The sequence below is a fragment of the Spirosoma soli genome (assembly GCF_042684525.1).
Taxonomy (GTDB): Bacteria; Bacteroidota; Bacteroidia; order Cytophagales; family Spirosomataceae; genus Spirosoma; species Spirosoma soli.
In genome coordinates this window covers 85,274-105,855 of the sequence record NZ_JBHULN010000012.1, presented here as the reverse complement: position 1 = coordinate 105,855, position 20,582 = coordinate 85,274, and the positions used below count along the sequence as shown (strand labels likewise).

General features: G+C 52.9%; 12 protein-coding genes. 4 read left to right on the top strand and 8 right to left on the bottom strand.

Annotated elements, in window-relative coordinates:
- Nucleotide 1 precedes the first annotated feature (1 nt).
- The 4 genes from ACFSUS_RS18855 to ACFSUS_RS18840 all read left to right on the top strand — a co-directional run bounded on the left by ACFSUS_RS18855 (nt 2) and on the right by ACFSUS_RS18840 (nt 6,129).
- Nucleotides 2–3,217 (top strand): PVC-type heme-binding CxxCH protein, encoded by a 3,216-nt coding sequence (locus ACFSUS_RS18855; protein WP_381525288.1) that lies wholly within the window; start codon nt 2–4, stop codon nt 3,215–3,217.
- Nucleotides 3,218–3,312: 95 nt separating this feature from the next.
- Nucleotides 3,313–4,209 carry a sugar phosphate isomerase/epimerase family protein gene (locus ACFSUS_RS18850; RefSeq protein ID WP_381525287.1) on the top strand — a complete coding sequence of 299 codons (897 nt, stop codon included), beginning with the start codon at nt 3,313–3,315 and terminating at the stop codon, nt 4,207–4,209.
- 215 nt (nt 4,210–4,424) lie between these two features.
- Nucleotides 4,425–5,249, top strand: coding sequence for a sugar phosphate isomerase/epimerase family protein (locus ACFSUS_RS18845; RefSeq protein ID WP_381525286.1), 825 nt, complete (start codon nt 4,425–4,427; stop codon nt 5,247–5,249).
- Between the two features lie 76 nt (nt 5,250–5,325).
- Nucleotides 5,326–6,129, top strand: coding sequence for an alpha/beta fold hydrolase (locus ACFSUS_RS18840; protein WP_381525285.1), 804 nt, complete (start codon nt 5,326–5,328; stop codon nt 6,127–6,129).
- A 15-nt stretch (nt 6,130–6,144) separates the two neighbouring features.
- Here ACFSUS_RS18840 and ACFSUS_RS18835 read toward each other — a convergent pair whose 3' ends face one another.
- The 8 genes from ACFSUS_RS18835 to ACFSUS_RS18800 form a co-directional block, all read right to left on the bottom strand.
- Nucleotides 6,145–9,696, bottom strand: coding sequence for a VCBS repeat-containing protein (locus ACFSUS_RS18835; RefSeq protein WP_381525284.1), 3,552 nt, complete (start codon nt 9,694–9,696; stop codon nt 6,145–6,147).
- Between the two features lie 166 nt (nt 9,697–9,862).
- Nucleotides 9,863–10,264: a hypothetical protein gene (locus ACFSUS_RS18830; protein ID WP_381525283.1), complete on the bottom strand. Its 402-nt coding sequence runs from the start codon at nt 10,262–10,264 to the stop codon at nt 9,863–9,865.
- A gap of 102 nt (nt 10,265–10,366) precedes the next feature.
- Entirely contained in the window at nt 10,367–11,812 is a 1,446-nt protein-coding gene (locus ACFSUS_RS18825) for a RagB/SusD family nutrient uptake outer membrane protein (protein ID WP_381525282.1), read from the bottom strand.
- 29 nt (nt 11,813–11,841) lie between these two features.
- The gene (locus tag ACFSUS_RS18820; RefSeq protein ID WP_381525281.1) at nt 11,842–15,315 is read right to left on the bottom strand and encodes a SusC/RagA family TonB-linked outer membrane protein; all 3,474 of its coding nucleotides are present in this window, start codon (nt 15,313–15,315) and stop codon (nt 11,842–11,844) included.
- Between the two features lie 47 nt (nt 15,316–15,362).
- On the bottom strand, nt 15,363–16,385 hold the full coding sequence (locus tag ACFSUS_RS18815) for a FecR domain-containing protein (protein ID WP_381525280.1): 1,023 nt from the start codon (nt 16,383–16,385) through the stop codon (nt 15,363–15,365).
- A gap of 148 nt (nt 16,386–16,533) precedes the next feature.
- A complete protein-coding gene (locus tag ACFSUS_RS18810) occupies nt 16,534–17,118 on the bottom strand; it encodes an RNA polymerase sigma factor (RefSeq protein WP_381525279.1) in 585 nt (194 codons plus the stop codon).
- 182 nt (nt 17,119–17,300) lie between these two features.
- The gene (locus tag ACFSUS_RS18805) at nt 17,301–18,821 is read right to left on the bottom strand and encodes a glycoside hydrolase family 28 protein (protein ID WP_381525278.1); all 1,521 of its coding nucleotides are present in this window, start codon (nt 18,819–18,821) and stop codon (nt 17,301–17,303) included.
- Between the two features lie 122 nt (nt 18,822–18,943).
- Entirely contained in the window at nt 18,944–20,578 is a 1,635-nt protein-coding gene (locus tag ACFSUS_RS18800; RefSeq protein ID WP_381525277.1) for a RagB/SusD family nutrient uptake outer membrane protein, read from the bottom strand.
- Nucleotides 20,579–20,582 lie beyond the last annotated feature (4 nt).

The following is a 20,582-nucleotide window of genomic DNA, read 5'->3' as shown; positions in this document are numbered from 1 at the left end:
TATGAAATCACTCACTTCCAGGAGGAAAAGCGTCTACGGATTGCTCGCCGTTACTGCACTGTTGATTGGGTTTAGCGCTTTCCAGTTCAATGCATCCAAGCCGCTGGCGTTGATCAAGGGAGCTCACATCGTGTTGCTGGGCAATAACCTCGGATCTAGAATGATGAATTACGATCATTTTGAGACCGAGATGCAATTGCGCTATCCCGACAATCAGTTATTTATCCGTAACATGTGTGACCCCGGCGATACGCCCGGTTTCCGGCCCCGGTCGAGCCGCTTTTCGCCCTGGGCCTTCCCCGGAGCCGAGAAATTTCAAACGGAATACGCAAACCCGTCCGATAGCCAGGGGCAGTTCGAGTCGCCCGACGAATGGCTTACCCGGCTAAAAACGGATGTAATTGTCGCATTCTTCGGCTACAATGAATCCTTTCAGGGCAAAGAAGGGCTCGAGAATTACAAAGCCGAGCTGGATGCATTTATCAAGCACACGCTGGCCCAGAAATACAACGGAACAACCCCTCCGCAACTGGCCATTGTGTCGCCCATCGCGTTTGAGGACCTGTCGGCCATGTATGACCTTCCCAACGGCAAAAAAGAGAATGAAAATCTCGCGCTCTATGCAAAGGCTATGCAGGAGGTTGTCGAACAGAACAACCGGAGCGCCGGCAGCCAGAGCGCCGAGCGCGGGGGCGCCGGACCGGTCCTCTTCGTGGATGCCTTTACGCCCTCGCAGCAGTGGTATGACGCCAGCAAAGAACCGCTGACGATAGACGGCTCCCAACTAACGGATGAAGGATATAAGAAGCTGGGTGTTTTGCTGGCCGATCAGGTGTTTGGCAAGACGCCAGCTAAAGCCGAAGCCAACCGGGCGTTGGTTTATGATGCCGTTATGGAAAAGGACTGGATGTGGCACAACGACTACAAAATTCCAAACGGTGTGCATGTCTACGGTCGTCGGTACAATCCGTTCGGACCAGACAATTACCCCGCTGAAATTGAGAAGATTCGCCAGATGACGGCCAATCGCGATACAGCTGTCTGGCTGGCTCTCAAAGGACAGAAAATGGACCTGGCAGCCGCTGATGCCAAAACGCGGGAGCTACCAGCCGTAAAAACTAATTTCAATCCCGAGAAGAACGGTAGCTTAACCTACCTCAGCGGCCAGGAAGCGCTCAGCAAGTTAAAAGTGCCGCAAGGGTATAAAATTGAGCTGTTTGCTTCCGAACAGGAGTTTCCGAATCTGGCCAAGCCCATGCAGATGTCTTTCGACAACAAAGGGCGTTTGTGGGTGGCCGCTATGCCAAGCTACCCGCATTACAAGCCAGGTGACCCTAAGCCCAATGACAAAATTCTGATTCTGGAAGATACCAACGGCGATGGCAAAGCCGATAAGGAAACCGTTTTTGCCGATGGACTTCACTTGCCGCTGGGTTTCGAAATTGCGAAAGAAGGCGTCTACGTATCGCAGGGACCGAACTTAAAACTGCTCATTGATACCAACGGTGATGACAAAGCCGACAAGAGCGAGATTCTGTTGAGTGGCTTCGATGATCACGACACGCACCACAACAGCCATGCCTTCACCGTCGATCCATCGGGCGCGATTTACTCGGGCGAAGGCGTGTTTCTCCACACCAACGTCGAAACGTCGTATGGCCCCGTCCGGGCAACTAACGGCGGATTCTATCGGTACGCGCCCCAGCTCAAAAAACTGGAACGGACAGCACAGCTTTCGATACCGAATCCCTGGGGGATCGCTTTCGACGATTGGGGACAGCCGTTTTTCGCGGAAACGTCCAGTCCTGATTTCCGCTGGATGCTGCCCGGTACGGTACTACCCCGCTACGGCGAAGCTACGGACAAGTCGAAACAGTTGATTGAAGATGCGCATCGTGTCCGGCCTACGTCTGGTGTCGAATTCGTGTCCAGCCGTCATTTTCCGGATGAGCTGCAAGGTGACTTTCTGATTAATAATACCATTGGCTTCCTCGGCACGAAAGAACATACGCTGGTTGACGATGGTACGGGCTATAAGAGCAAACACCGGATGGATCTGGTCGTGAGCGAAGACCGAAACTTTCGGCCCGTCGATATGGAATTTGCCCCCGATGGCTCGCTGTACCTCATTGACTGGCACAACATTCTGATTGGGCACATGCAGCACAACGCTCGCGACCCCCTGCGCGACCACTCGCACGGACGGGTGTACCGGATTACGTATCCGTCGCGACCGCTCGTAAAACCGGCCAACATTGACGGGGCTACAATCGAAGAGCTGCTGGATAACCTGAAGCTCCCGGAGTACCGCACCCGCTACCGCACCCGGCGTGAGCTTCGGGGCCGGGACAAAAACGAAGTGCTGACCAAGTTGAACACCTGGGTTGCTAAGCTGGACAAAAACGACCCGCGCTATGAGCATCACCTCCTGGAAGGCTTGTGGGTGAGCTGGGGCATGGATAAAGTAGATCAGAAACTGCTTCGTCAGGTGCTGAGTGCTAAAGATTATCACGCCCGGGCTGCGGCTGTGCAAGTGGTACGGTACACGGGGCACCAGGTGCCTGATCAGGCGGATCTGCTCATGCAGGCTGTTCGCGACGACAACAGCCGGGTTCGTTTAGCTGCGATTGTGGCGGCTTCCTGGATCGGTAAAGACAAAGGCCTGCCCATTCTGGCCGAAGCCACTAAGAAACCGCTGGACGAGTGGATGGTTCACGCGCACGAAACCGCCGTTGCCCACTTGAAAGGCGAGAATGTGAAGAAAGAGAAAGAGACGGTTGTTGCCTCAACCCTGAAAGGCGAAGAACTGGCCCTGTACAATATAGGGAAAGAAATTTATGCCAAGGAAGGGTATTGCGCTACCTGCCATCAGGTGGATGGTAAAGGACTGACAGCCTCTGGATTTCCGCCCCTTGCCAAGACAATCTGGGTATCCGAAAACGAAGATCGTCTGATAAAAATAGTCTTGAAAGGACTGATGGGACCAATTGAAGTGAACGGCAAGACGTATCCCGGTCAGGTGCCCATGACGCCTTTTGGGGGGCTGCTGAACGATAAAGAGATAGCCGCCGTGCTGACCTACGTGCGTAATTCGTTTGGCAATCAGGCCCCGGCGATCCTGCCCGATCAGGTTAAGAAAGTAAGAGCGGCTACGGATGCCAAAAAAGATTTCTATTCGCCAGCCCAGCTGCTCAAAGAGCACCCCATGGGGAAATGATAGCGAGTTGAGCAATGATCTCAAAATAAAAAGCTACAGTAATCTTTGGGTCAGGTAGTCTCTAAAAAGCTGCCTGACTTTCACTACTCTCGTTTATGTCTTTATCGAATTCATCGTCAGCAATGACAGCAGAGCAGTTTTCTCCCATTGGGTTTAATTTATTAGTATGGACGGCCGCCTTATCCGAAGCCATGAATCCGATTGCGGACCGTCTGAAAGAAATAGGGTACGACGGCGTTGAATCGTTTATTGATACGCAGGACGTTTCAGTCTACCAGCAGTTTGGCGATCACCTGAAACAACTTGGTTTGCAAAGTACCTGCGTCACGGTTGTTGGACCCGACGCCAACCCCGCTAGTGAGTCGGCTTCAGTACGTGAGCAGGGGCTGATGTATTTAAAAGGCGCTATCGACCGGGCGCACGCTATGGGAGCATCGGTCATTTGCGGGCCCTTTCACTCGGCGTTCGCTACCTTCAGCCGACGCGAGCCCCAACCCGACGAGTACAAACGTAGCGCCGAGGTACTTCATGCGGCTGGCGAATACGCGAAACAAGCCAACATTGTGCTGACGCCCGAAGCGCTCAATCGCTTTGAGTGCTATTTGTGCAACACGATGCAGCAGTTATCTCATTTGGTGCAGCTGGCCGATCATCCGAACGTACGGGCCATGTTCGACACGCACCATGCCAACATGGAGGAAAAACGGTTTCCGGATGCGATTCGCACCATTGCGCCCGTCCTGGCGCACGTTCATATCAGCGAAAACGACCGGGGAACACCGGGAGACGGTCATATCCCGTGGGACGATACGTTCCGGACATTAGCCGAACAGAAGTATACCGGCTGGATGACTATAGAAGCCTTCACCCGGAATGATATTGATTTTGCCAATTCAATTAACGTCTGGCGGGAGTACAACGAGCCCTGGGACATCGCCGAGAACGGCCTCAAGTTCATCAAAGCCATGCAGGCGAAGTACGCTAACTCATAAGGGTTTATTTAGTACAGAGGCACAAAGAAGTATTTTTGTCATTCCGACGAAAGGAGGAATCTTCTGTAGAGACTAATATGACTTGCTAGAGAAGATTCCTCCTTTCGTCGGAATGACAAAAATTCCTTCCAAGCTCTGTGCCCTTTGTGTCTCCGCAACGGCGACGGTCCGCCATTGCGATCTCATGTGTTTCAATAATTAACCAACCCAACAATATGTCTTTTCCTTTCCGCTTTGGTGCCGAAGCGTATACGTGGTTCATGAACAACAACGGTCAGACTCACGCCAACCGCATGGGGCACATGATCGACATTACGGCTCAAGCAGGCTTTGCGGGTATTGAGCCGATTCACAACTGGATGGGCGATCTGCCCGATGCCGAAAGCCTGGGTCAGAAACTAAATGAACAAGGGGTTGAACTGGCCGCCATTGCTTTGGCGCTTGACTGGAACGGAGCCGAAGAAACCGAGCAGGAACGCTACGAAGCCGACAAGTGCATTGCCTTGCTGAAACAGTTTCCGGGAGCGCTGCTTTGCACTGTGCAGAAACCAACCGGGCGGCATGATATTGAGGTTCGGCGTAAGAACCTGGTTAATATTGTCAATCGGGTATCGCGCCGGGCGGTTGATCAGGGCGTGCCGTGTACGTTCCATCCGAACTCACCCCACTCATCCATCACCCGAACGGAAGAAGATTATCGTGTCATCATCGAGTCGCTGGATGCGTCGGTCACGGGGTGGACGCCCGATGTGGGTCACCTCATCAATGGTGGTATGGACCCGTTAACAAAAATGAAAGAATATGCATCGCTCATTAATCTGGTGCATTATAAGGACTGGAATGGCGAACCCGAATTCGCGTTGCTGGGCAAAGGCAAAGTCGATTTCGTGGGCATTACCCAATGGTTGATTGAGCAGCAATACAGCGGCTGGATCATTTGCGAAGACGAAGGCCCCGAAGCTATGAACGACCCCGACGGCGTTACGCTCCACGACGGCCGCTGGGTCTACGAAACGCTGTTGCCATCTGTAAATAAGTGAAAGTGCGAAAGAGTGGCTAAGCGGGATTATGCTTTCGCTGATTTGATCATTCACTTCTATTTATCTTATTTAACATATGCCTCTACTACAAACCAACGGCATCAATTTATATTACGAAGAGCGCGGGGCAGGCGAGCCTTTACTGCTAATTATGGGCATTACAGCCCCCGGTTCTGTTTGGGAAAAACACGCTGACGACTGGCAACAACATTTCCGGTGTATTCTGGGCGATAACCGGGGTGTCGGGCAATCGGATAAACCCGCGGGACCATACACAACCGCTCAAATGGCTGACGATTACGCCGGGCTAATTGATACATTGGGAATCGAGAAAGTACGGGTAGTGGGCGTATCGATGGGAAGTACAATTGCTCAACAGCTAGCCCTGCGCCATTCCGATAAAGTTCAGTCTCTCGTGCTGATGTGCCCGTGGGCACGTTGCGATCGCACGGCTGAAGGTATCTTTCGGCACATGGCTACCATCAAAGCCCGACTTCGTCCCGAGGAGTTTGCCAACTATATCCAGTTGCTGATCTACGCCAAACGGAGCTGGGACGACGACGCTACGTATGCCGGTTTTCTGGAAGGTCGGCAACAGGCCGCGGTTGATGCTATGCCTCAACCGCTTCATGGGCTCGAAGGACAGGCCGAAGCCTGTATCGCGCACAATACGTTGGCTGACTTAGGGAAAATAAAGCAGCCCTGTTTAGTCATTGGGGGGCGCAAAGACATCTTTACACCCGAGTGGATGAGCCAGGAAGTTGCCAGCGCTATACCGAACAGCGAACTACATCTCTACGACGATGCCGGACACGCCTTCCATTGGGAGTGCATCGAAGACTTTAACCCGCGTGTTCGCGAGTGGCTGTTGGCGCATTGAGCCAATACACGTTCATTACGGCGAAACTCGTCTGGATTTGCCCATAAAATCATAAACGAAAACCTCTGTCACGTTGGCGGGAACTGTCAGCACGCGTGACGACTGCGACAGGTAGGCTGAGCCGTAGTAAAACTCCTGCCGGATGGTGCGGCCATTGGTCAGTTTTATCACCGCATAGGCGTCTAAGGGCTTGGCACGAATGGTCTTCGTCAGCTTAGTCGGCTGCGAAAAGGCTTTTAGCGAATCATTGTTCTGAGCGGCTAACAACAGCCGCCGACCGCTTGAAAGGCTCAGTTCCGCTAGCCCCTTGGCGTCGCCCCCGACAAAAAAGCCGCTCTTCTGCGCTGATATTGGAGTGAAGTTACCTTTGCCATTACCCGCCAGCAGCAAGCCGCTGAACGCGTCATAACGACCAGTAATGGCCTCGGTCGCGTAGGAATTCCCGGTCAGTAAAAGGTCAAGATAACCATCCTGGTTGTAATCACCCGTGGTCATGCCGAATAGCGGGGCTAACTGAGCCGCTACGGGGAGCGGTCGCGTCCGAAACTGTCCGTGCCCCTGGTTTTCGATATAGACACTGTGGAAGGTTTCGCTTTTGGCCGTGTAGGCGTGGGTTAGGTCATCCGCCGAAACAATGTCTGACAGGCTGGCTTTAGCGTAACTAGCGTAACTGGGGAACTTCTTTCGGAATGAATTAATCTGGCTGGTCAGTTCGTCGCGCGGACAAACGGGGACGAGTGTCTCGCCCTGATAGCGGCAAAGAATCGGGTCAACGGTACCGTTATGATCGTAGTCGCCCGCGAAAACGGTTAACGGTTTGCTGGGTGACGTTCGCCAGTCGTTGTTCAGGCCGAGGTTGCCTGCTACGTAATCAATATCCCCGTCTTCATCAAAATCGGCCGCCACCAGGCTGTTCCACCAGCCGTGCGTGTGTGTCAGGCCTGTTTTTGGGCTAACGTCAATCAGTTTTCCGTGGTCATTTTTAAGAAAGATGAGCGACATCCATTCGCCGGCTAGCAGGAGATCAACCCAACCGTCCTGATCGAAATCAGTCCAAAGAGCCGCGGTAACCATGCCTGCTTTGTTCAGTGCCGGGCACACATCAGGGGTTATGTTGGTAAAACGAGGTCCCGTGTTCCGGTCGCCGTCATTACGCAAAACATAGCTACTGGTCGGCATGGGGTACTGGCCGGGTGAAAGTTGTCCCCCCACGAATACGTCCAGATCACCATCGCGGTCAAAGTCAGCGGCATTGACCGTAGACCCACTCGACCTGATAGGAGGGAGGGCGTTTGGGGCAAGGGTAAATCGTGGAAAACCTTTGGAGTCGTTACCGGTATTGACGTAGAGCCGGTCCAGATAGTATTGCGAGCCGGGTTCAAATTCGTTACTGCCGCTGACAACGTACAAATCCAGGTCGCCGTCGGCATCCGCGTCGAACAGCACACTGCCCATGTCTTCCTCGAACTTCTGACTCGTTGTTAAAGGCTGACTAACGAATGAATCATTGGCTCCCTGTACGAAGAGCTTTCCCGACTGATTAAACGCTCCCCCTACGAAGAAATCCTCTTTACCATCACCGTTCATATCGCCAACCGCGATTCCTGGCCCGTTCTGGGAGAGTAAATGCGGTAGGAGAGGCTGGATCTTGAAGTCAATATACAGCTCGTCAGTATGTTTGTAACGAATGCCCAACTTCGCGGCTACGTCCTGAAAAAGCGGTTCGTTGGCCTCTTTGGTTGGTTGCTGACGGGTTGTCGCATCTTGTTGCGCAACGGTTAAGACCTGGTTCGACTGTATTCTTGTCAACACCTGAGTGCTTCCATCCGGCCAGTCTACCCGCACGGAGTCAACAGTTGTGGTGGTGCCCAAGCCAAAATGTAGTGTCAGCTCGACCGTCGATTCATAGCCCCGAAAGGGTGACTGTATAGCCAACTGCTGTTTGCCTTGATAGTATATGGTAACGCTGGCACCCAGTCCATTGGGGTTGTTTTTGTCGCCACGTAGCTTGAGACGCAGGTAATGGTTTTTGCGATGTTCGCTGGCCCGGTTGCGATAAACAAAGGCTTCCTGGTTGAGGTTGTTGATTACCAGGTCGAGGTCGCCGTCATTATCCAGGTCTGCATAAGCTGCGCCATTGGAATACGATGGTTTTGTAAATCCCCAACTTGCTGATTTATTGGTAAAGGTGAGATTCCCACCGTTATTGCTGAAAAGGTAATTGGTTATGTCAGCACCTTCCAGCTCATTCAGCGCCTTCATCAGTTGCTGGTTGTTCGCGTTTCCCTGCTGGTATTGATCCATCCGGTACGTTACAAAATCGCGGTTGGTAATGTCCTTAGGGTAACCATTGGTGACCAGCAAATCCCGGTACCCGTCGTTATCGTAATCGGCCAGCAAAGCACTCCAGCTCCAGTCCGTTGCCTGAATGCCCGCGAATCGGCCAATCTCGCTGAAGGTCGGTTCGCCTGTTTGCGGGTTCGGGCCGTTGTTGTGCTGAAGCGTGTTGCGCATGAACTGCGGAGTGTAACCCGAGCGCAGTTCGGACAAATGACGGTCGTAGTTCATCAGGCCGATCATATTCTTACGCCGTTGCGGGTCTTCGGGCAGCATGTCGACAGTGATAAAGTCAACCAGGCCGTCGTTATCAATATCGGCGGCATCGGTGCCCATGGCCGAGTAACTCTGATGCCTGAAATAGTCGCTGATCTGATCGGCAAACGTGCCGTTTTTCTGGTTGATGTAGAAATGATCCGTAGACAGATAGTCGTTAGCGACGTACACATCGGGCCAGCCATCGCGATTCACATCGACGACTGAAACCCCCAGGCCATACCCCTCCGCCAGAATGCCAGCCGCCCGGGAAACATCACTAAACGTCCACTGTCCCGACTGGTCAGGCCCATTGTTTCGGTACAGCTTGTCGGTGCCCGGTGCCGAGCCGTCGGTAACCCGCCGGTGAATCACGTTCGGTCCCCACGGTCCCATGGCGTTCGTGACCAGGTACATATCCAGGTCACCATCTCGGTCGTAATCCAGAAAAGCCGCCTGCGTGCTGTGGTCGGTATCGGCTAACCCATACGCCTTCGCCTGTTCGCGGAATGTGCCGTTGTGCTGATTGATGTAGAGCTGATTCGCTCGTTTGTCGGGGGCGTTTGGCCCGGATCGGCAGACGTACATATCGAGGTAACCATCGGCGTTGATGTCCACCATCGAAATGCCCGTTGCCCAGCCATCGCCGGTATGAATACCTGCTTTGTCGGTGATGTCCTCGAAGGTGAAGCCGCCTTTATTGAGATACAGGCGGCTGTTGGTCATGTTGCCACCCAGAAACACATCAACCAGTCCGTCGTTGTTGATGTCGCCAAGGCCGACACCCCCGCCATTGTAAAAATACTCGTAGGTAACGATGTTGAGACTGTCGCTTTCCCGAAGCGTATTGGCAAAATGAATCCCCGTCTGATCGGCTGGCAACAGTTCAAATAAGGCGTTCTCAGCCGAACCGGAATCCTGCTGACAGGTAATAAGTAGTATGCTGAGCAGCAAAAAACAAAGAATTCTCGCCATCTCATTACTTGTTAAGACTAGTGTAGCCTGGCCAGTTCTACTGTAACAGCGGGTGAAAATCCTCATTTCAAGGTATAAATCGCGGTTTTTCACCCGCCCTGCAATGAAGCTACCTCATTAGCCTACGGCTGTCTGGACCTCTGGTCCGGCTTACACAAAAAACAGCTTACCTGGCTGGCTGCTGACTCTCAGCCTTGACAGGTGAAAACTGACGTATCTCGTACACCTGCTGGTTCGGGCCGGGAAACATCGGCTTTCGGTTCTTTCTGAGCACGAGTTTATGGGCACTAAGGGCCAGGATTCGGTAGCCGCTCATAAACATACCACTGGCATCCCGATAAACCAGCGAATCCCCATCAACGATCTGGTATTGAAACTGGCGCTGTTCGTCTTCTTTCTTCATCGTCAGACCACCGTTGCTGTCGTAGGCGTAGATGATGTTTTGATCGGGATCATTGAGGGCTTTCTTCTCGACGAATCCATTGGTGTATTCAAAAATAGAATCGGTTGCCCAGGCACCCGTAATGTCTTTTTCGGTGAAGGTGGGTTTTGAGTCACAGGAAAACATTAGCCACAGAGCTGCACAGAGTAGAAAGGAGACGCGCAGAGAATATCTCGTATACACCTCCGTGTATCTCCGTGCTTCTTGGTGCACCTCTGTGGCCAACATCTACTGATAATTCGGATTTTGTTTCAGCACACCGTTGCTCAAATCAATCTCACGCTGGGGCAGCGGGAAATAATAATGCTTGGGCTTGATAAAGGTACGACCCGGCTTAAACGGACCGCGATCTTTTTTGTAATGCGCGACAATGTCAATGAGCCCAGCTTTGTCCCAGCGCATCAGGTCCTGGTGGCGTTCGTTCTCGCCCGCTAGCTCAACCCGGCGTTCGTGCATAATGTCAGCCATTGTCGCATTGGTTTTCGGGGCCAATTTGGCCCGGGTGCGTACTACGTTCAATTCCACATCACCGTTTTTGCCGGATCGGATTTTTGCTTCCGATACGAGCAGGTACACATCGGCCGACCGTAGCTGCGGTGCGTTCAGCCCTTGATCCATATCGCCACTTTCGCTGAAGTTCGTGTACTTGCGAAAAGCGTGGCCCGTAATCCGAGTCATATTCGCCGTAAAAGCCGTTTTGCCATTGGCTTTCCGATCGACCGTATCGCCTTCGACCAACACAGAATAGGCCCGACGTGGGTCGTTGGGTTCAAATTCACTCACCAGGTCTTCAATGGGTTCGTGGAAACCCCAGCCGCCCCAGGCACCAACCGTGTGGTAATAGGCTGGCGAATTGTCGGTGGTCCAGCCTTGCTTGTACTGCAATGAAAATAGGGCTTCTGAGCCGTTTTCCGACGTTAACTGAAAATTTTGATCGTAGCTACTGGCTAGTTTGTACGTTGGGTTAGTTGTAATTTTAGTCCCCATTTCAATGGCCTTGTCCCACTTACCCTGATACACGTAAAGCTTAGTCAGAAAGCCGTAGGCCGACCCCTTGTTGACTCGTCCGGCATTGTCACCGCCGTAGAACTCGTCCAGGAGGTCGGCGGCCTTCAGCCAATCTGATTCGGCTTGCGCCTGCACCTCGGCCAGACTTGACTTGGCCTTATTGAAGTTGTTGGCCTGCGCGTCGGCCTCTAATAAAATTGGTACTTCGCCGTAAATGAGCGACAGCCGCCAGTAAACAAAACCGCGCAGGAAGTAGGCTTCGCCCAGGGAACGCTTGCGGACGGTTTCATCCATTGTCACTTTCGGGGCGTTAATAAGCACTGTATTCGCCCGCGAAATGACTTCGTACTTAGTAGACCAGGTAGCGCCAATGTGCGAGTTGGTCGCGTCGAAGGTGAACAGTTCCAGCGAGGTTTCGTCGGGGTGATCACCCGCCCGGTTCATGTCGTCGGAGCAGTTATCGAAGGTGTACTCGGTGTGAGCATATCCGTCTTCGTTGAGTAAAGGCGCGTAGATGGCATTCGTGGCAGCCACGACATCGTCGCCGTTTCGCCAGAAGTTGTTAGACGCGACCTGGCCGTAGGGCGTGGATTCGAGTAAATTTTCCTGACAACTGGTTACGGTCAGGAAAACCAGTAGGCCGACTAAGGTGATGTATGTTTTCATCGGTGAGACGCTTTGGCGAAAATGGCGGTTTAAAACGATACGGTGGCACCAACCGTGAAGGTTCGTGCTTGCGGGTACTGGGCGTAATCGACGTTTTGCTGCGGATATTGCCCTGGTCCGTAGCCTAATTCAGGGTTCAATCCACTGTATCCGGTAATCGTGAATACGTTTTGCCCCGTCACATACACGCGGGTTTGCGATAGGTGCAAAGCGTCGGTTACGGGCTTGGGTAAGGTGTACCCCAGCGAGAGGTTTTTCAGGCGTAGAAAATCGCCTTTCTCCACGAACAGGTCCGACGTGCGGTAGTTTTTATTGGGGTTAGAGGCACTCACCCGCGGAATCGTGTTGCTCGTGCCGGGACCAGTCCAGCGCCCTTCGTTCTCAGCGTACATGTTGAATGAGTAACTGGCGTCGAGCCCCTGCATCCGGTCGGCGTTGTAAATCTGCACACCACCCACGCCCAGGAAGAACAGCGTCAGATCAAAGCCTTTATACGCCAGATTGGCGTTAAACCCATACGTGACTTTGGGCTGTGGGTTGCCAATGATGGTGCGGTCTTTGTTGTCGATAATGCCATCACCGTTGAGGTCGACAAAACGAACATCACCCGGATGAATGAGCCCTTCGGCCCGACGCGGGTCGTTTTTCAACCCGGCATCGCTGTCAATATCCCCCTGGGTCTGGTAAAGCCCGTTGGTACGCCAGCCATAGAATGTACCGTACGGGTTCCCTTCATACGTGCGGGTTACTTCCTGATCGGTGCGGCCGTAGAGCGGCCCGGCCAGGAAGCCGCCGGGCGTTTGCAACTGGGTAATCTGGTTCTTGATAAACGTCGCATTGCCACTCACCGTAACCGCAAAGGCACCCACTTTCTGCTGGTAGGTCAGCTCCAGCTCCAGCCCCTGGTTACGCAGTTGCCCAATGTTCTGGTCGGGAATGGACGCTAAGCCGATCGTGCCAACGGCCGGGGGAGCCAGCAGCATTCCCTTGGTGTTCTTGATGAAATAATTGACCGTGGCCAGCACCCGATTCTGGAGAAAGCCCATATCGAGCCCGAAATTGGTCATTTCGGCCGTTTCCCAGCCGATGTTTGGGTTTGGTAACCGCCCCTGCGCTGATCCCAGCGTGTTCTGATCGCCGAACGAGTAGCGGTAATTGGAGTTGATCAGGGCCAGATATTGCAGCGAACTTACGTTCTGATTACCCAGCTGGCCCCAGCCGCCCGTTAGTTTCAGATTGCTTATGAACGGAACCGCCGTTTTAAAGAAAGGCTCGTCGGACACGCGCCAGCCGAGCGAAAAAGCGGGGAAGTACCCCCATTTTTTGCCGGGTGCAAATTTAGACGAACCATCCGCCCGGAATGTAGCCGTGACCAGATACCGGTCTTTGAAATTGTAGTTGGCCCGCCCGAACACCGATTGCAAAGCATCGTAGCTGCGTCCCGCATTATCCAGGCCAACGGTAGCCGCCGACACAATGGTCCCCGCGTAATTCATGTATCGTAAATCTGGATCTTCACTCGGAAAATCGCGTCCGACGCTGTTAGCGAATGTATTATTGAACGTCTGTGAAGTATATCCCGCGACCAGTCCCAGCGAATGCAAACCAAACTGTTTGTCGTAAGACAGAAAGTACTCCTGCAAAAACGACCACGACTTGCTATTGCCTAGTGTGAGTTGGTTGTACTGATTGGAACGGAACTGATCCGTTATTTTGACGGCAAACGTGCGGCTGTCGCTGAACGTAGCATCCATGGCAAGATTTGCCCGCGCTTTCAAGCCTTTCACTAACTCAAACTCGCCCGTTACGTTGCCCAAAAACCGATTTCGGGTGTTCTGCTGGTCCTGGGTGTCGACGGTATAAACTGGGTTGTTGATGTCGCCGAAGGCGCCTTTGTCTTTGGTGGTGCTGTACGTGCCGTCCGCGTTTCTGACCGGCAAACCGGGATGAAAACGAATGGCACTCCACAACAGGCCATCCTGCGCGGAGAGTGTGTTGGGGGCGTTTTCGCGGGTGTTGGTAAACTGAAGATTCTGGCCGATTTTAAGCCGTTCGCCAATTTTATGATCGGAGTTGATCCGGAATGTGTAGCGGTTGTAAAACGATTTGCCGATGATGCCCTGCTCGTTGTAATTCCCGGCCGAAATGGCAAACGAAGAGTATTTGCCACCACCCCGCAGCTGAAGATCCAGATTTTTGGTGGTTCCCTGTTGAAACAGCTCATCCTGCCAGTTGGTCCGCTGAGTTTGGTACTGCGGGTCGTTCCAGATCGCCGGAATGTCTGAACCATCGTTGGTATAGGCTTCCTGTTTTAGTCTGGCCAGGGTGGGCGCATCCAGCACGGAGAGCGTTTTGATGCGATTTGATACGCCGTAGTAACCGTTGACGGTCAGCTTCAGCTTATCGTCGAATCGACCCCGTTTGGTGGTAATCAGCACGACGCCGTTAGCGGCCCGCGTTCCATAGATGGCCGAAGCCGACGCATCTTTGAGCACATCAATCGACTCAATGTCATTCGGATTGACGTCGTTCATGCTGCCTGCCGGAACCCCGTCAATGACGATGAGTGGGTCGGCGTTATTAACCGTTCCCACGCCCCGAATCCGGATCGAACCAGCATTGCCCGGCGCGCCACCATTACGAACTACATTGACGCCCGCGGCCCGGCCCTGTAGTGCCTGTTGTGCTCCGCCCGTTGGCAGGTTTTGGATGTCGGTTCCTTTTACAGCCGAGATGGCCCCGGTCACATCTTTCTTTTCCTGCGTACCGTAGCCCACCACGACGACTTCGCCCAGTTGTTGAACATCCGTTTTCAGCACAATGTCGAGGGTCGATCGGTTGTTGACCGGCACCTCCTGCGTGACGTACCCTATGAACGAAAACACCAGCGTGCCACTGGCGTCGGGCACAGTAAGCGAATAGCCACCATTGACGTCCGTGACGGTTCCTGTGTTTGAGCCTTTCAGCACAATACTTACGCCCGGAATGCCTTCTCCGTTCTCGCCCGTCACACGACCCTTGATCGGAAAAGCCGCTGGCTGAGACACCAAACCCAATGCGTCTGGCTCGTTTGGACTCGTCAACAGTTGATCGGATAAGTTAGAGGGCTGTTCAGCCGCAGAGGCACTGGTACTGGCTGAGGGAGACTTTTGGGGTTTAATAATGAAAACATCTTTACTGACCTGTCGATACGTTAACCCAAGCGGGGTTAAGAGGGTCACTAACGCTGTTTTTAAATCAGCCGCCTGTTGCCAGGAGCTGGCGGTAGGAGAGACGGTCCGTTGATCCAGCGCATTCGTAGCGTAGCCGAATGTTACGTTGTATTTACGTTCCAGCTCGTGCAGGGCATCCTTCACCAGCACTGATTTAGTAGGTTTTGTGCCTTGGGCGAGTCGATTGGTGGCCAGCAATTGCGCCCGTATTGGATGGGTCGTGTGTACCAGCAGGAAGAGCAGCAAACATACCGCGCTGGATTTACAGTGATTCGGTACTTTATGCATCATAGGTTTCAGCAGTTAGCGTTAGTGGGAATGGCCAGGTTAATCTGGATTTACTTGGCAGCAGGGGTTGCTGCAATGCGGATGTGATTGGCTTGTCGTTCAATTTTTAAGTCGTGCATCTCCGCTACCGATACCAGCAACAGATCGAGGTCACGGGTAGGGAGTCGAAGGGTAATGCGCCGGTTTCGAAGCGAGTCATCAGCAAACTCAACGGTATCCCCGAATTGACGTCCGATCATTTCGGCTACCTCACCGAGGGATGTGTCGTCGAATACAAACTGATTGTCTTTCCAGGTGCTATACACGTCCGGTACCACCTTGCGTCGAACAACCTCCTGCCGATTTTTCGACACTTCTACCAGTTCGCCCGGCTTCATCAACAGCGGCTGAGCACCTGAACTGACGTATAGCCTGACCTTACCCGAGTTGAGCACAACCCGAGTCTTTGTAGCCTGTTCTGATACCGTGAAGGTCGTGCCCAGTACCTCAACGCGAAGGTTTTCAGGTGTTCTGACCGTGAAAGACTGCTGGTTTTGCTGATGCGTTACCGAAAAGAAGGCCTCTCCGGTAAGCGTTACCTCGCGCGGTTGATTCGCCTTCCAGTCGCCCGAAAATTCCAGGGATGAACTTGTGTTCAGCACCACCGTCGACTTATCGGGGAGCTGTACGGTTTTGGTTTCTCCCCGCTGGGTCACGTAGCGCACCGTATGGGACTTATTGAAAAACCAGAGGCCACCAGTAAGCAGGACCAATACGACAGAAGCAGCCGTGGCCCACCGCCAGTACGAGGAGCGATTTATTACAAAACGTGATTGGCTACTGACCGTATGATCAGTCGTTGCTGCCTGGATTTTATGCCAGACGCTGTCCATATCATCTGCTGATGCCGTAGGCGTATTGATTTGCCAGCCAGTTACCAACTGACGGGCGGCAGCCACAACCTCTGCCCGGTCGGGGTTCTGTGCCAGAAACGTCTCCCAAAAAGCCAAATTGGTGCTATCAGGCCGTTGCACCCAGTCGATGAACGCGGGATCGGTTGCTAAATCAATGGCCGAAAACTCTCTGTACTCCATGCGCTAATTAGTGCCAGGTAAGCGAAAGACGACCCGTTTGAAGGTCTGTATTCGCGTATCAGAAGAGCAATGGCGGCTGTTCCGCTTTTTTACCAGAGATTTTGGAAAAAATTTGAGAAAAGTTTGGTATTGGTGTAGCCTGGCCGGGCTACTGAGAACAAAGCAGCACCGCCACAACCGCCCACAGACCGGGCTGATTCAACTGTTTGCGCAGACTTTCCAGCGCCGTATGCACCAAATTATAAACTGTGCGAATCTTGATTGACATCATGTCCGATATTTCAGGATAGGAGAGGCCTTCGATATACAGCAGGGTGATGGCTTCTTTCTGGCGGTTGGAAAGCTGGTCGATGGCCTGGCGCAGCGATGCCTGCTGAAGCTGAGTTGTCTGTAGGGTGATTAATTCAAGTTCAGGAGAGAAATTAACATCCTGGGTTTCGGCATCAGATGCATATTCCGTATACTGTTCCTCCTGCCGAAGCATCCGGTATACTTTCCGGCGCATGGCTTTCAATAAATAGTATTTGATCGATGTCGTATGAGAAAGTGTCTGGCGACTTTTCCAGAGTTCAACGAAGAGTGCCTGAATACAGTCTTTTACCAGTTCGTCGTCCTGCGCAATGTGATACCCATACTTAAACAATATGGCATAGTAGGACCTATAGATCGTGGTAAACGCCTGCTCGCTGCCTTCCTGAAAACGTCGCCATAAGTCTTCTTCAGGATTGCTCATCTTTTGTTACGGTGAATCAGGGTAGATACCCGATGGGAGTTTTGCGATACACTATCGGGAGAAGTTTGGGCTAATATAGCTGATTATTAGTCAAGAGCATTTTTATCAATTTGTTCAGCTGGTACATCAGCCGGTAATAGACAAAGTCTGTGGTCGTGGAAGGTGTGTATGAGTAGCGGCCACTAATTAGTCAGGATCTTCACCGCTTGTTCCTGGGCTGCGGGCAGCTGCACATTTTTTAACGAAGGGGCTGGTACGTTATGCAGAACAACCGATGGTAACGATGTCGCCTGTGGGATCTGTAGATTATCCAGAACGAGCGTCTTTACGTCATCAAAAACGCAGGCTGGTCGGAAGTCATTGGATTCGTAGCGCAATTGAACGTTTTTGAATTGTACGCCTTCGGCGTGCCGAACGTAGAAACCCCAGGCAGGTAACTCGCCAAACATCGAGAATTCCGGGTATCCTGTCGGGCGTTCCGGTACGGTTGCCAGTGAGTCTATGCTCACGTGGGCAATCTTCTTCTGGCCTCCGCCCCCGTACACAATGCTGATGTTTTCCAGTACTACTTGCTGTACCGGATGATCGGGTAAGCCCGTGATCGATGCCGGAATCAAATTATGCGGTTCTTTAATCGGTGGGCCTTCAATCGGATAGCCAATGTCGGGTTTGCCCTGCGGAACCTCAACCTCTACGTTGGCAATACGAATATTGCGCACCTGACTGACGGGGCCATTCGGTCGGCGATGACCCAGCCGGATGAAGATGGCATTGCCGGTATTAGTAGCCTTTACGTTACGGATGTCGATGTCTTCCAGAAGGCCACCGTCGACGCACTCCAGCGCAATCGCTGACCGGAACGTATCGTAAACCGTCAGATCTCGAACGGTGATGTGCTTGAAACCACCGTACGAACCTGTTCCTAGTTTGAACGCACTGGCGCTGGACCGGATGGTGCAATGCGCGACGCTGATGTTTTCGCAGCGGCTTCCGGGATCTTCCGATTTCAAACAGATGCCGTCGTCGGTGGCGTTGATGATGCAATTCGTGATGGTTACGTCTTTACAATCGACCAAATCAATACCGTCGTTGTTCCAGTAAGCCGTGCTCTCCACCCGGACGCTGTCAATGGTCAGGTTCGTGCACTTTCGGTACGACGTTACCCAGTTGGCCGCGTCTTTGGCCGTTATGCCCGTCACCCGCACGTTCTGACAATTGATCAGCTCAATCAGCATGGGCCGATTTTCGCCGGTTGGGCGTTTCTGCTTATACTCGTTGTCTTGTAATTTGCCCGCCCGGAGCAATCGAAGCAGGTCCTGCACCACCAGGCGTCCCTGACCGTCAATGACGCCCCGGCCCGTAATGGACACGTTCTGCTGGTTGCGGGCCACAATGAAGCCCATCGCTACCTGATTTGTATAATCGAGTCGGTTTGGGCTACCCAGCAGGATGGCATTGTCGGCCAGGTGCAGGTCGACACCGGATTTGAGCACGAGCTGTCCCGTCAGAAAAACGCCGTTGGGGATTGATACCCGACCTCCGCCTTTGGTCGATACGTCATCAATGGCTCGCTGAATGGCAGCCGCATTGTTGGTTTTGCCATCGGCTTTCGCCCCGTAACTAAGTATGGAAGTAGGCGTGGCCTGACCGAAGCTTGATGAACTCAGCAAAGACAGGCCGAAGAGAAACAGCAGTTTATTCACGACGTAATGACAAGTTAAGGGCGGGTAGTCAAAAAAAGGTCGGGAATGGTCAAAAGTGGTCAGGCATTTTACAACTCATAACCATCCCTGACCACCCTTGACGACAAATGACTAGTTGGAAATCAGTACCCTTGATTTTGGGTGATCTTGCCGCCTGTCAGGTCGATTTCTCGTTGTGGAATCGGTCGTAACAAGTTGTGCTGATCGATGGCTTTGTTCAATTGGGCGTGTGGATTGTAGGCCAGCACGCGCTCAATCAGTGTACCGGTCCGTTTTAAGTCTTCCCAGCGCGACACTTCACCGGTAAGCTCTCTGGCCCGCTCCTCCAAAATCAGGTTGATGGTTGCATCGGCTGGCTTCACCGTAAACTCACTCACAAAGCCCGGCATGGCGGCCCGCTGACGAACTGGGTTGATGTAATCAGCCGCTAGAGAAGCATTGCCTGCCTTCAGGGCAGCTTCGGCGGCAATTAGGTACGTTTCGGCTAAGCGGAACAGCACAGCATCGCGCGTACCCTGCGGGGGGGCACCGGTGTCGGTGTAGGGGGCCGATGGGTCGTCATACCGCCGAAACATCGGAAAGTGGCTGGTCGTGGTTCCGTCGGGAGTAAAGTATTCGTCGGGGTTGAAAACGCGGTACTTTTTAGCGGCTTTCTGGGCGGCTGTCCACGCACGTTTCGGGAAGTAAATAACCGTATCGCCTTTAACGACGCCCCGTGCAGCATTGTCTACCACGGCATAAATTACCCGGCTGTAGGTAGCGGCTTCGCGGACGTCGTGGTCACTAAAGAGCGAATAAAAATAAGGTGTCGGTGAATAATCCTGAATGGCTTTGTTGTAGTCACTCGTGCGACTCATTCCCGGATACGCTTCATACGCAAATTTGAACAGCTGATGGCGATCGTTTCCGGCTCCGTTAGCGGTAAGTGTCGATGTGTACTGAACCGCAAAAATTACTTCTTTATTCACCTGATTGTTGTAATCAGTAACGGCCGCGAAGGTAGGCAATAAGGAGTAGGTGCCGGACTTGATCACCTCGTCGGCTAATTGCCGGGCCTTCTCGAAATCGGCGGGCGTACCGAACGGTTTGTAACCTCGCGTCAGATACACCTTGGCCAGCAGATGCTGCACGGCGCCCTTGCTGGCTCGTCCGGTTTGCGTGGGTACAGCAGGCAGTACCGCTGCTGCACTTTCCAGATCGCTGATCACTTGTTTGAATACGTCTTCTTCCGAGGCCCGGGCGAAATCAGTGGTGGCCGTTCTGACCTCGTCGAGCACCAGCGGAAGGCCCCCAAATTGAACGGCCAGCGTAAAATAACTGTACGCCCGTAGGAATTTAACTTCTGCAAAGCCCAGCTGTTTAGCTGACTCGGTCAGACCAGGAACGACATTTGCCCGCGACAGTACGACGTTCGCATTTTTGATAATCGCGTAATACGAGTTCCAGATGGGGACCAGGGTTCCTTCCTGTGCGTTGAGGTTGACGTAGTCGTTGACAGGATTCTGACCACTGATTAAACCCTGTCGGGTAATGATGTCCGTACCCAGAAAATGAAGCTGGTACTGCCGGGTGGCATCTCGCAGTTGATTGTACGTGCCCACGACCAGCGCATCGAAACTTCCCGGCGAGGTGAAATAGTTGGAGTCGGTCAGGCTCGATAGGTTTTTTTCTTCAAGGTAGTCCGAGCAGGCTCCCGCTGACAGGAGCAGACTAGCCACGGTTACCGTACGAAGGATAGATGTATGGAAAAGTCGCATAGGA